The organism is Rheinheimera hassiensis (genome assembly GCF_022436675.1).
GTDB classification, from domain to species: Bacteria; Pseudomonadota; Gammaproteobacteria; order Enterobacterales; family Alteromonadaceae; genus Alishewanella; species Alishewanella hassiensis.
This window is the reverse complement of the sequence record NZ_JAKUJZ010000006.1, coordinates 339,620-352,314: the sequence shown is the minus strand read 5'-3', so window position 1 is coordinate 352,314 and position 12,695 is coordinate 339,620. Positions and strand designations below refer to the sequence as shown.

At 47.4% G+C, this 12,695-nt stretch carries 13 protein-coding genes; 12 read left to right on the top strand and 1 reads right to left on the bottom strand.

Translation table 11 applies throughout. The features are described from left to right. The 12 genes from MJX74_RS15085 (at position 1) to MJX74_RS15030 (ending at position 11,755) form a co-directional block, all read left to right on the top strand. The gene (locus MJX74_RS15085; protein WP_240223687.1) at positions 1 to 1,206 is read left to right on the top strand and encodes an NADH:ubiquinone reductase (Na(+)-transporting) subunit B; all 1,206 of its coding nucleotides are present in this window, start codon (positions 1 to 3) and stop codon (positions 1,204 to 1,206) included. Continuing rightward, the gene (locus MJX74_RS15080) at positions 1,199 to 1,984 is read left to right on the top strand and encodes a Na(+)-translocating NADH-quinone reductase subunit C (RefSeq protein WP_240223685.1); all 786 of its coding nucleotides are present in this window, start codon (positions 1,199 to 1,201) and stop codon (positions 1,982 to 1,984) included. The genes MJX74_RS15085 and MJX74_RS15080 overlap by 8 nt, the downstream gene beginning before the upstream one ends. Further along, on the top strand, positions 1,977 to 2,606 hold the full coding sequence (locus tag MJX74_RS15075) for an NADH:ubiquinone reductase (Na(+)-transporting) subunit D (RefSeq protein WP_240223683.1): 630 nt from the start codon (positions 1,977 to 1,979) through the stop codon (positions 2,604 to 2,606). Before MJX74_RS15080 ends, MJX74_RS15075 begins: the two co-directional genes overlap by 8 nt. A 10-nt stretch (positions 2,607 to 2,616) precedes the next feature. Then, complete coding sequence (nqrE, locus tag MJX74_RS15070; RefSeq protein ID WP_240223681.1) at positions 2,617 to 3,225, top strand: NADH:ubiquinone reductase (Na(+)-transporting) subunit E; 609 nt, start codon at positions 2,617 to 2,619, stop codon at positions 3,223 to 3,225. 18 nt (positions 3,226 to 3,243) lie between these two features. Then, the gene (nqrF, locus tag MJX74_RS15065; RefSeq protein ID WP_240223679.1) at positions 3,244 to 4,476 is read left to right on the top strand and encodes an NADH:ubiquinone reductase (Na(+)-transporting) subunit F; all 1,233 of its coding nucleotides are present in this window, start codon (positions 3,244 to 3,246) and stop codon (positions 4,474 to 4,476) included. A 61-nt stretch (positions 4,477 to 4,537) separates the two neighbouring features. Continuing rightward, positions 4,538 to 5,563 carry an FAD:protein FMN transferase gene (locus MJX74_RS15060; protein ID WP_240223677.1) on the top strand — a complete coding sequence of 342 codons (1,026 nt, stop codon included), beginning with the start codon at positions 4,538 to 4,540 and terminating at the stop codon, positions 5,561 to 5,563. 10 nt (positions 5,564 to 5,573) lie between these two features. Continuing rightward, on the top strand, positions 5,574 to 5,786 hold the full coding sequence (gene nqrM / locus MJX74_RS15055) for a (Na+)-NQR maturation NqrM (RefSeq protein WP_240223675.1): 213 nt from the start codon (positions 5,574 to 5,576) through the stop codon (positions 5,784 to 5,786). A gap of 70 nt (positions 5,787 to 5,856) precedes the next feature. Then, complete coding sequence (locus tag MJX74_RS15050; RefSeq protein WP_240223673.1) at positions 5,857 to 7,146, top strand: NCS2 family permease; 1,290 nt, start codon at positions 5,857 to 5,859, stop codon at positions 7,144 to 7,146. A 6-nt stretch (positions 7,147 to 7,152) separates the two neighbouring features. Continuing rightward, on the top strand, positions 7,153 to 8,010 hold the full coding sequence (locus MJX74_RS15045) for an MBL fold metallo-hydrolase (protein ID WP_240223672.1): 858 nt from the start codon (positions 7,153 to 7,155) through the stop codon (positions 8,008 to 8,010). A gap of 88 nt (positions 8,011 to 8,098) precedes the next feature. Continuing rightward, positions 8,099 to 10,759 carry a hybrid sensor histidine kinase/response regulator gene (locus MJX74_RS15040; protein ID WP_240223670.1) on the top strand — a complete coding sequence of 887 codons (2,661 nt, stop codon included), beginning with the start codon at positions 8,099 to 8,101 and terminating at the stop codon, positions 10,757 to 10,759. After that, positions 10,752 to 10,898 carry a hypothetical protein gene (locus MJX74_RS15035; protein ID WP_240223668.1) on the top strand — a complete coding sequence of 49 codons (147 nt, stop codon included), beginning with the start codon at positions 10,752 to 10,754 and terminating at the stop codon, positions 10,896 to 10,898. The genes MJX74_RS15040 and MJX74_RS15035 overlap by 8 nt, the downstream gene beginning before the upstream one ends. Before the next feature lie 14 nt (positions 10,899 to 10,912). Beyond that, positions 10,913 to 11,755, top strand: coding sequence for an HDOD domain-containing protein (locus MJX74_RS15030; protein ID WP_240223666.1), 843 nt, complete (start codon positions 10,913 to 10,915; stop codon positions 11,753 to 11,755). An 11-nt stretch (positions 11,756 to 11,766) separates the two neighbouring features. Here the strand turns inward: MJX74_RS15030 and MJX74_RS15025 are convergent, their stop codons facing one another. Next, positions 11,767 to 12,666: a recombination-associated protein RdgC gene (locus MJX74_RS15025; protein WP_240223664.1), complete on the bottom strand. Its 900-nt coding sequence runs from the start codon at positions 12,664 to 12,666 to the stop codon at positions 11,767 to 11,769. Positions 12,667 to 12,695 lie beyond the last annotated feature (29 nt).

Here is a 12,695-nt window from a genome sequence, read left to right as displayed (position 1 = left end):
ATGAGTTTGAAGCATTTTTTAGAGCGCATTGAGCCGTCTTTTGAGAAAGGCGGTAAATATGAAAAGTGGTATGCGCTGTATGAAGCTATTGCCACTGTTCTTTATACCCCGGGTCTTGTGACAAAAAACGGTACTCACGTGCGTGACAGTATCGATTTAAAACGTATCATGATCTTTGTCTGGCTGGCGTTATTCCCGGCGCTGTTCTTTGGTATGTACAATATTGGTCACCAGGCGGTTATTGCTCTGCAGGCCGGTTTTGGTACACCGGATACCTGGCAGGTTGCGGTTTATCAGGCCTTAGGTGGCGAACTGACAGCTCAGTCTGGCTGGGGCAGTAAAATGTGGTACGGCGCGGTATGGTTTTTGCCAATTTACGCTGTGACCTTTATTGTTGGTGGCTTCTGGGAAGTGTTGTTTGCCTCAGTGCGTAAGCACGAAGTTAACGAAGGCTTCTTTGTCAGCTCTATCCTGTTTGCGTTAATTCTGCCGGCGACTATTCCGCTGTGGCAGGTAGCACTGGGTATCACTTTTGGTATTGTTATTGCCAAAGAAGTATTTGGTGGTACCGGCCGTAACTTCTTAAACCCGGCGCTGGCTGGCCGTGCGTTTCTGTTTTTTGCTTATCCGGCGCAAATCTCCGGTGATGCAGTATGGACCGTAGCCGATGGTTATTCAGGTGCTACCTGGTTAAGCAAGGCGGCAGCAGGCGAGCTGGATTACTCGACTAGCATGGACCTGTGGTGGGATGCCTTTTATGGTGTTATTCCGGGTTCTGTTGGAGAAACCTCAGTCTTAGCATTATTAATCGGTGGTTTAGCCCTGATTTACTTCCGCATTGCTTCCTGGCGCATTGTTGCCGGTGTGATGGTGGGTATGGTGCTGTCTGCTTATCTGTTTAATGCAATCGGTTCAGAAAGCAATACTATGTTTGCTATGCCGTGGCATTGGCACCTGGTGCTAGGTGGTTTTGCTATTGGTATGTTCTTTATGGCTACTGATCCGGTTTCGGCGTCCTTTACAGATAAAGGTAAGTGGGCATACGGTATTCTGATTGGCTTTATGGTTGTGATGATCCGTGTTGCTAACCCGGCATACCCTGAAGGTATGATGTTAGCCATACTGTTCGCTAACCTGTTTGCGCCATTGTTCGATTTCTTCGTGGCTCAGGCCAACATCAAACGGAGGCTGGCACGTAATGTCTAGTAATAACGATAGCATCAGCAAAACGCTGATCGTAGTCATATCTTTATGTTTAGTCTGTGCGGTTATAGTGTCTACTGCAGCAGTGCAGTTACGCCCGCAACAAACGGCAAACAAGCTGCTGGACTCGCAGAAAAACGTACTGGCAGTAACGGGCTTACTGTCTGGCAGTGATATTAACGAGCTGTACAGCAAGCACATTGAAGAGCGCTTTGTTGACCTGGATACCGGCGACTTTGTTGAGAAGCCTGCGAACTACGATTACCGGAAGTTTATGAAAGACCCGGAAGAGAGTATTCGCTTGTCAGGTGACGAAGATGTCGCGTCAATTAAAAGCCGCGCTAACATTGCTCCGGTTTATCTGGCTTACAACAACGGCGTTGAATCAGGTGAGCTGTCAGCTATAGTGCTGCCAATTCATGGCTATGGTTTGTGGTCAACGATGCATGCCTTTTTAGCGCTTGGAGCAGATGGCACTACTATTAAGGGCCTTAACTACTACGAGCAGGGCGAAACGGCTGGCTTAGGTGGCGAAGTGCAAAACCCGAAATGGGTGGCGCAATTTGAAGGTAAAAAGTTGCTTGATCAATCCGGTGCTCCTGCTATTAAAGTAGTTAAACCGGGTAATGCCAGTGCTGATTCTGCTTTTGAAGTAGACGGCTTGTCTGGTGCTACCTTAACCAGTAATGGCGTACAGTACACTTTCGATTTCTGGGCAGGTGCTAAGGGTTTCGCCCCGTTCCTGGCTAAAGTTCGCGACGGAGCATTGAATAATGGCTAATGCAAAAGAAATTAAAACGGTTCTGTTTGGCCCGGTATTTGCCAATAACCCTATCGCACTTCAGGTACTGGGTATCTGTTCTGCGCTGGCGGTAACCACCAAGATGGATAAAGCCTTGGTTATGTGTATTGCACTAACTCTGGTAACGGCTTTCTCTAACTTTTTTATCTCGTTAATTCGTAACCATATACCTTCCAGTGTACGTATCATCGTGCAAATGACCATCATCGCTTCTCTGGTAATAGTGGTAGACCAATTGCTGAAAGCTTTTGCCTATGATGTGGCCAAAGAACTATCGGTATTTGTTGGCCTGATTATTACCAACTGTATCGTTATGGGCCGTGCCGAAGCGTTTGCGATGAAAAGCGCGCCGGGTATCAGCTTCCTGGATGGTATCGGTAATGGTTTAGGTTATAGCGCGGTGCTGATGACTGTTGCCTTTATCCGTGAATTAGGCGGTTCTGGTACGCTGTTCGGTATTGAAATTATGCCACTGGTAAAAGATGGCGGCTGGTACCAGCCAATGGGCTTGCTGTTAATGCCACCAAGCGCCTTTATCATCATTGCCGGACTGATTTGGTTACTGCGTACTTACCGTACTGAACAAATCGAGAAGGCATAAGGAGCTGTAGATGGAACATTATATAAGCTTATTTGTTCGCGCAGTGTTTATTGAAAACCTGGCGCTGACCTTCTTCCTCGGTATGTGTACTTTTATTGCCGTATCGAAAAAAATCACCACAGCATTTGGCTTGGGTGTTGCTGTTATCGTGGTACTGGGTATTTCAGTGCCGGTAAATAACCTGGTGTATCAAAACCTGTTAGCGCCTGGTGCCTTAAGCTGGGCCGGTTTCCCGGATGCAGACTTAAGCTTTCTGGGTTTCTTAACTTACATCGGTGTTATCGCTGCATTGGTACAAATTCTGGAAATGATTTTAGATAAGTTTTTTCCGGCACTGTACAACGCCCTGGGTATCTTTCTGCCATTAATCACGGTGAACTGTGCCATTTTCGGTGCGGTAGCCTTTATGGTTGAGCGTGATTACAACTTCGGTGAAAGTGTGGTATTTGGCCTGGGTAGCGGCGTAGGCTGGGCTTTAGCAATTACTCTGCTGGCCGGTATTCGTGAGAAGCTGAAATATGCAGATATTCCACATGGTTTACGTGGTCTGGGCATCACCTTCTTAATGGTTGGTTTAATGGGGTTAGGCTTTATGTCTTTCTCTGGTGTTTCACTGTAAGGGGTAAAGGCACAGAAGATGGAAAATTTAGACATATTTCTTGGCGTTGGCATGTTTACCCTGGTGGTACTGGCATTAGTCGTTATTATTTTAGCGGCTAAATCCAAGCTGGTAGCTTCAGGTGACATTACCATCAGCATTAATGGTGATCCGGACAAGGCGATTAAAACCAAAGCCGGTGGTAAATTGCTGGGCGCATTGGCAGACAAAGGCATTTTCTTATCATCAGCCTGTGGCGGTGGTGGTTCTTGTGGCCAGTGTCGTGTACACGTGAAGTCGGGTGGCGGTGAAATTCTGCCTACTGAACTTGGCCACATTACTAAAGGTGAAGCGCGCGAAGGTTGCCGTTTGTCTTGTCAGGTGAATGTAAAATCTGATATGGAAATTGAAGTTGAAGAAGAAATCTTCGGCATCAAAAAATGGGACTGTACTGTTATCTCTAACGATAACAAAGCAACTTTTATTAAAGAGCTGAAATTGCAGATCCCGGATGGTGAGTCAGTACCGTTTCGTGCCGGTGGTTATATTCAGATCGAGGCACCTGCTCACCATGTTAAGTACAAGGATTTTGAGATCCCAGAGCAATTCCGTGGTGACTGGGAACGCTTTAAGTTCTTTAGCCTGGAGTCAAAAGTAGACGACGAAACTATACGTGCATACTCAATGGCGAACTATCCGTCAGAAGAGGGCATTATTATGCTGAACGTACGTATTGCTACACCGCCGCCAAATAATCTGACGTTACCGTGCGGTAAAATGTCTTCTTATATCTGGAGCCTGAAAGAAGGTGATAAAGTGACTATTTCTGGCCCCTTTGGTGAGTTCTTTGCCAAAGAAACAGAAGCGGAAATGGTATTTATCGGTGGTGGTGCCGGTATGGCGCCAATGCGTTCACACATTTTTGACCAGCTGCGCCGGTTAAAATCGAAGCGCAAAATTACCTTCTGGTACGGTGCCCGTTCTAAGCGTGAAATGTTCTATGTAGAAGATTTCGATATGCTGGCAGCTGAAAATGACAACTTCGAGTGGCATGTGGCGCTATCTGATCCGCAGCCGGAAGATAATTGGACCGGTTATACAGGGTTTATTCATAACGTTATTTATGAAAACTACCTGAAAAACCACAAAGCACCGGAAGACTGTGAGTTCTATATGTGCGGCCCGCCAATGATGAATAAAGCGGTTATCAATATGCTTAAAGATCTTGGCGTAGAAGATGAAAACATTCTGTTAGACGACTTCGGCGGCTAATAGTTAAGTAAACCGGCAGGGGCACCGTAACAGGTTGCCCCTTCTGCTATCAGGAACCCTTATGTATCGTGTTTCTTTGCTGAAAAACTGGCTGGCTCTTATTGGGCTGGCCATTTTAGTTTCATGCAGCCCTGCCAAACCGTTAACTGAGCAATATCAGTTAAATGGTGACACTATGGGTACGTACTATGTAGTTAAATTTTACAGCGACAAGGCGATAGACAGTAATGCGCTGCAACAGCAAATTGACACCGAGCTGGAGTTGGTCAACGATCTTATGTCGACTTACCGGCCGCAATCAGAGCTGATGCGTTTTAACCGCCACAGCGATGGCAGTGTTTTTCCGCTATCGCCACAAACTCATACTGTCGTGGCGGAAGCACTGCGCATTGCCGGGCAAACGCAGGGGGTGCTGGATGTTACAGTTGGCCCGCTGGTAGAGTTATGGGGCTTTGGTGCCCATGGCCGCATAGAACATGCTCCAGACGATGCATTAATTGAACAAACCCGCGCAGTGGTGGGCTATAACAAGCTTACACTAAATGAAGCAGGTTTAAGCAAAGCAGAACCTGCGCTAGCAGTAGACTTATCAACGATTGCTAAAGGCTTTGGTGTCGACCAGGTTGCGGCGTTGCTGGAGCAAAACGGCATTAGTGATTATCTGGTAGAAATTGGCGGCGAAATGCGTTTAAAAGGTAGCAAGCCTGAGCAACAGCCATGGAAAATTGCTATCGAAAAACCGGTAACAACGGAACGTGCTGTGCAGCGTATTTTAGTACCGGGTGATATGGGCGTGGCTACCTCAGGTGATTATCGCAACTATTTTGAAGAAGACGGAGTGCGTTACTCGCATTTACTGGACCCGCGTACTGGCAAGCCGATTAATAACCGCACTGTATCGGTAACAGTATTGCACCCGTCCTGTATGACGGCAGATGGCTATGCCACAGCATTAAATGTGATGGAGTCGCAAGAGGCACTGTCGTTTGCCAATCAACATGGCATTGCGGTTTTATTGGTAATTAAAACAGATGATGGCTATACGGAGCTTAGCTCTGAAGCCTTTCTGCCTTATTTAGCAGAATAGAGGAGTTGTTATGGATGTATTTTTACTAACCTTCGGCTTATTTTTGCTGGTCATGGTCGCTATGGCAATTGGTTATCTGGTTCAACGTAAAACCATTACAGGTAGCTGTGGTGGCCTGGGTGCAGTAGGCATAGAAAAAGCCTGTGACTGCGATAAACCTTGCGAAAAACGGCAACAGCGGCTGGATAAAGAAAAGTTCTGGCAGCAGAATAAAATTATCTAAGCAGATAAGTTATCGGGTTATTACTAAAGCTGGCATCATGCCAGCTTTTTTATATTAGAGGAATACCGTCTTGCTGGACAGATTATTTGCACTTAGCGCACGCGGCACATCGGTTAAACGTGAAGCTGTAGCGGGCCTGACAACCTTTATGGCCATGTCGTATGTGTTGTTTGTAAACCCCGCCATGCTGGCCCAAGCCGGCATGGATCAGGGCGCGGTATTTGTTGCTACTTGTCTGGCCGCCGCCTTAGGTTGTCTGTTAATGGGGTTGTTGGCGAATTTGCCGATAGCGCTGGCACCGGGTATGGGGCTAAATGCGTTTTTTACCTACGTTATAGTGGTCGAGCAGGGCCATAGCTGGCAAACCGCACTGGCGTGTGTGTTTTTCTCCGGTTGTTTGTTTTTGCTGTTAAGCATTTTTAAAATCCGCGAGTGGATTATCAACAGCATCCCGCTGCCGCTAAAGATGGGTATAGCCGCCGGTATCGGTATGTTTCTGGCGCTTATTGCTCTTAAAACCGCCAACATCATTGTAGCCAGCCCGGCTACGCTGGTGACGCTGGGCGATCTACACAGCCCGCAAGTGTTGCTGGCGGTGGCAGGTTTTTTTGTTATTTTTGCTCTGGCGCACCGCGGTTGGCACAGTGCGGTGTTAATCAGTATTTTAATGGTAACGGCATTAGCCTGGTGGCTTGGTGATACCCGGTTTCACGGTGTGGTCGCGCTGCCGCCGTCTATAGCGCCCACTTTTATGCAGCTGGATTTTGCCGCAGCCCTTAGTTTAAGTATGTTACCGGTTATTTTAAGCCTGCTATTTCTGGATTTATTTGATACCTCCGGCACGTTGGTGGCGGTAAGCCATAAAGCGGGTTTAATGCAAAAAAACGGCACTGTACCGGATCTGGATAAAGCGCTGCTAGCTGACAGCAGCGCCACTATCTTTGGTGCGCTGTTTGGCACGTCTACCACCACCAGCTACGTAGAAAGCAGCAGTGGTGTGGCAGCTGGCGGGCGCACCGGGCTAATGGCCGTGGTGACTGGTTTGCTATTTCTGGCTGCACTGTGGTTTTCACCGTTAGCGGCTATGGTGCCATCTTATGCTACAGCTGGTGCCTTGCTATACGTGGCTACTTTAATGCTTAGCAGTCTAAAACATGTAGAGTGGGATGATGTGATCCACGCCGTTCCGGTATGCGTTGTGTTAATTATGATGCCGCTGACATTCTCTATTTCCGATGGTATTGGCATGGGGTTTATCAGTTATGCTGTGTTATGTTTAGTCACAGGTAAGCTGCAACAAACTACATTCAGTGTCTGGTTACTGGCGCTGATATTTCTGGCCAAATTTATCTGGGGATAAAATCTGATGAAACTTAGCTTCGCTATTACGCTGGTATTGCTGCTTGTGGCAGCACCGCTACAGGCAGATCGCTTTAAAGATGTGCAGGTAGAAGAAACGAAACTGGCAGAGAATCTGTATATGCTGTCTGGCGCCGGTGGCAATATGGCTACCTTAATTGCCGGTGATAAGATGTTGCTGGTCGACACCCAATACGCTGAGCTGGCAGACAAAATAAAAGCGAAGTTACAGCAGCTAAGCGCAAATAAAGCCTTAACCACACTGATCAACACTCATTTACATGGTGATCATGTTGGCGGGAACAGTGCGCTGGCAGCAGATATCGACATTATTGCCCACAACAATGTGCTTAGCCGTTTATCACAAGATGAAAAATTTCCGCGCAATGGTTTACCCAAGACCACCTTTAGTGATCAACTCACTTTACATTTAAACGGCCAAACCGTGCGGCTGAATTATATGCCGCCAAGCCATACTGATGGCGATATTGTGGTGTGGTTTGAGCAGGCTAATGCGGTACATTTTGGCGATCTGCTATTTGAAGGCCGCTTTCCGTTTATTGATGTCAGTAGTGGCGGTTCGGTTAAAGGCTATATCGATAATACCCGCACACTCATTGGCATGCTAAACGAGCAGACTAAAGTTATCCCCGGCCATGGCCAGTTAACCGATAAAGCCGGTGTGCAACGCTCACTGGATATGATGGAAGCTACGCTGGCCGTGGTGCAAGGCTATAAAGCCGCTGGTATGACCGAACAGCAAGCGGTAAGCAAAGGGCTGGGGCAGCAATGGCAGAGTTGGCACTGGAACTTTATTACTGAAGAGCGTTGGATTAAAACCCTGTATCATGCCGATGTAAACTAGCGCTTGTGGCGTTGTCGTATGCTGGTTATGCTGTAGCGATGAAAAATATGCAAAGCCGGTAAGGCTTTGTCTGTGAGCCAGGACAAGGATGAGGTTACGCGAAACGCTCGTTGCTTATATGTTGCCATTGCTGGTATTGCCGGTAATGGCTTTTGGCTATCTGGCGTACCAGTTCAGCAAGCAACATTTGCAGCAGGAAGCTTACTTTAAAGCAGAGCAAACCTTGTTCCGGCAACAAACCGAGCTGACTAACTTTTTGCTGCTGCAACAAACCCGGCTTGCCATGCTGGCACAAAGCCCTTTGCTGCAACAGCATATTGTGCAACGTGACAGCACGACACTGACAGCGTTAGAGCAGCAGTTTAATCAGTATGTTATGGCTGATCAGCATATTGTTGCGCTGAAGCTGGTTAACCTGAACGGTGAATATGAAACACAGTTGCCCGCCAAAGCCGAAGTGTCAGGCATCCCGAACCGTTTTCGTAATGAATACTTCTCTTCGTTGCAGGCCATGGTGGACGAGTCCGGCTATTTTTTAGCCCGCGACAACGACAGTAAAGATCTGCAGCTGTTTTTTGCCCATAAGCTATATCTCGGCTCGGTTAGCGAATCGCGACGGTTATGGGGCTATCTGGTGGTTGTGGTCAGGCCGCAATTGTTGTCTGATATTGTTAATTATCAACATACACCTAATAGCGTTACGTTAATGATCAGCAAAGCTGCCACCGTGACGTTTGCCAATACGCCGGCATTAATTGGCAGTGCTTTTGCACCGACTAATTTTCGTGCTATTCAGCAAAGTATTGATGCCGATAAGTTCAAACCCGTGATATTGCTTGGACAAACACGGTTATTACTGGGTAAAAGCCTGCCGGGCTCTTTTCAGCTGCTATATGGCCTGGATGAGAGCGAACTGTACCGCCAGCAGAAAATGCTGTCGCTGGTGCTGGTGCTGATGACATTGCTGGTTTGCCTTATGCTGCCCTTGCTGGTGTATTGGCTACTTATCCGCAATGTATTTGAACCGATTAAACAACTGACAGCGGCTAAAACCGCAGTAGGGCGCGGAGATTTGTCTACTCTGCTTGAAGTCACTAAGCAGGATGAGCTGGGCGACATGTTTGCTGCCTTTAATGTTATGGTACGCCAGCTAAGGGTATACCGCGAACGCGAGCGCGCTTACAAACAACAGCTGGAAGACAAAGTACTGCGCCGCACGCAGGATTTAGCCCGCGCCAATGATGACCTGGCTGCAGCCAACCAGGAATTGATCCTCGCCCGTGAAACCGCCGAGCAGGCTAACCGGCTAAAAAGCGTGTTTCTGGCGAATATGAGCCATGAAATTCGCACTCCACTTACTGCGATTATTGGCTTCTCTGAGCAGGCGCAGACAGAGTCTGATAACGACAAACGGCAAAACTATCTGCAGCGGGTACTAAAAAGCGGTGATCACTTACTTGGGTTGATTAACGATATTCTGGATTTATCTAAAATTGAAGCTGAAAAACTGGAATTGCTGCACGAGCATTTTAACTGCTTAGCATTAATTGATGATGTGTTTCAGTTAACCCGCAGTCAGGGAGAAGCCAAAGGCCTGAGCTGCCAGCTGAATTTACAATACCCCTTACCGCTGATGCTATATAACGACGTGTTAAGATTCAGGCAAGTGCTATTAAACCTGACCAGTAATGCCGTCAAGTTTACCCAACGAGGCAAAATAATTATCAGTGTGTCTTTTGATGCTATCAAACAACAGCTGTCAATTAAGGTAAAAGACACCGGGATCGGTATGTCGGCGGAAGAGCTAGGGCGTATTTTTCAGCCATTTGTGCAGGCAGATGCCACGGTTACCCGCCATTTTGGTGGTACCGGCCTGGGTTTGTGTATTTCAAAGAAGCTGATGCAGCAAATGCGTGGTGATATTCAGGTTGAAAGTGTAAAAGGCATTGGCAGTTGCTTTGAACTGCAATTTGACTGTTCAGGCCAGTTAACTGAACTGGTGCACTCGTTCTCAAAAGAAGCTCAGGCCACATCGCACAATACTGAAACGGCTGCAGTGCAGCAACTGCATATATTGGTAGCAGAAGATAACCCCGATAATCAGCTATTGCTGCAGTTGATGCTGGAAAAAGCCAATACCAGTTGTGTATTGGTAGATAACGGCCATAAAGCGGTAGAGCGGGCGTTGGCGGAAGATTTTGATCTGATTTTTATGGATATGCAAATGCCGCTAATGGGTGGCGAAGAGGCAACACAGTTAATCCGCCATGCTGGTATTGATACGCCGGTTATTGCTGTGACGGCAAATGTAATGACCGAAGATCTCGAACGTTACAAACGTGCCGGTTGCCAGAGCTTACTGGCCAAACCGGTTAACCACAAAGAGCTGATCGCGCTGTTAGCAAAGTACACAAATCAGACGATATCAGTGGGAAATAGCCTGGAGCAACAACTGGCGCAAGACCCGCAGATGCAGGCATTAAAGCGGCAGTTTGCCGCCCAGCTCCCGCAGTTATATCAGGAGCTGATGCAGTATTTTAATACAGCTCTGTGGCGGGAGTTGGCGTTTGCAGCACATAGCCTTAAAGGCAGTGCGGGGAGCATGGGGTATCCGCAACTTACCCGGTTGGCAGGTGAGCTTGAAGTTGCAGCGAATACGCGGCAACAGGACGAGTGCTTGCAGTTGTTGATACAAATACAGCTTAATATTCAGGCAGATAATGAAGATAAAACAGTTTCTGATGTCTGATAATTTTACAGCTACCCCGCAGTTGGCGCAGAATAACCACCTGCCAGCGTTTATAGGGTGCAAAGTAAGCCGCGCCGCCTATACTGAACAGGTAATACAACATCTTGATCGGGCAGTTAATTATGCCTATGTACCCTAATCCGGAGCCTTTTTATGCCAGCACAGCAGCAGTTGCTTCAGATCCTCGAACGTAAAATACAGCAAGACCAGCTGATATTGCCGACATTGCCAGATGTCGCCCTGACCGTTCGACGCAGGGCGGCTGAGCCGAATGTCAGCCTGCAGGAAATGGCAGATGTGATTGCGCAGGACCCGGCATTGGCTGCCCGCATGATCAAAGTGGCGAACAGTGCATTTATGGGCCGTTCGATCAAAGTTTCTACGTTAAATCAGGCGGTAACGCGGATTGGGCTTAGCCAGATCCGTAATATTGCTATTGCCATGGCGCTGGAGCAGGTGTTTGTGTCTAAACATAAACAGGTGCAGCAGCAACTGGACGCGTTGTGGCAAAGTAGTGTACAGGTAGCAAGTGTCGCGGTGGCCTGCTTGTCTTACTACAACAGCCGGGAAACACGTACCGGTTTAAATAAAGATGTCCTGACATTAATGGCGCTGGTGCACAATATTGGCGCTTTACCTATAGTTGCCGAGGCAGAGCGGCAGGAAGCATTACTCGGCGATCCGCGTTTTTTACTACACCTTGCAACCAGTTTATCTACAGAGGTCAGCCTTAGGATCATGTATGCCTGGGCTTTTGCTGAACCGTTTCAGCAGGTGGCATCAAACTGGCAAAAATTGCAGCCGGATAAACCAGGGCCTGGCTATACCGACTTTATCCGTTTGGCTGTCATTGCCAGAGATGGCTATGCAGACAAAGAGCTACAGCAGCGTTTATTGCGTTATTACATGACGATGCAGATGGTGCCACAGCAAGATTTTATGCAACATCCTGATATACAAGCGGTATACCAGGATGTGCGTGCTGTTTTCAGTTAAGCGGAATTTGCTTATTCAGCCGTACCAAGTTGTTGGCTGATACTCAGCAATGCCTTATTCAGCGCAGCAGCCATTAACATAAGATCGGCATCCAGTCTTGCTGTCAAGTCTTCCCAGCCCAGTTCGTCGTTCTGACTGGTTAGTAAATCATGGAATTTAATCCGTTTTATTGCACCGTCATCAGTTATCTGTACTGACAAACCTTCGCTTTGTTCCAGACTAATACTGGTTACCAGTTTATCCTGTAAGTGGCTTTGCACTTCATCAGCAGTTAGCAGATGGTTGCTGAATTTTACCTTGGCACCTTCTTCATCCGGCGCTTTAAGTTCAGCATCACTGCCTTGGACAAACCCTTGTGGCAATGCCTGATTTTGCAGCCACAGCTGTAAATTGGCATTTAGTTTATGGTTATCAAGCCAGGGTAGTGCAGGCAGCGAGCCCAGTGCTTTACGCAGTAAAGCCAGCACATCTTCTGCTTTACTGGCACTGCTGGTGTTGATCACCAGCCACTGGTTTTGCGGATCATAATAGCCCTGAGTTAAAGATGAGCGGCTAAAAGCTCTTGGTAACAAGCTTAGCTGTAGCTCTTCTTTCAGGCTCTGTTTTTCTTTACGGCTGAGTGGCCGGCCTTTTTCCTGCTCCATAGCTTCGAGCTTAGGTTGCATTTCTTCATTAATTACCGCTGCCGGCAGTATTTTTTCCTGCCGTTTTATCGCAAAAAACACTAACTGATCACACTGGTGGCAGTATTGTTTAATACTGTGGTGTAGCGGAAAACTAAACCCTGTTCTGACAGCTTCCTGCGCGGTTAGCGGGGTAAATTTGAATTCAGTAAGGGCTTGTTCCCACTCAGTAACATCAGTACTGAGTGGCGCACTTAGCTTATAAACACGAACATTCTTAAACCACATAATTCACTCTAAACGATAAATCCGGAGCG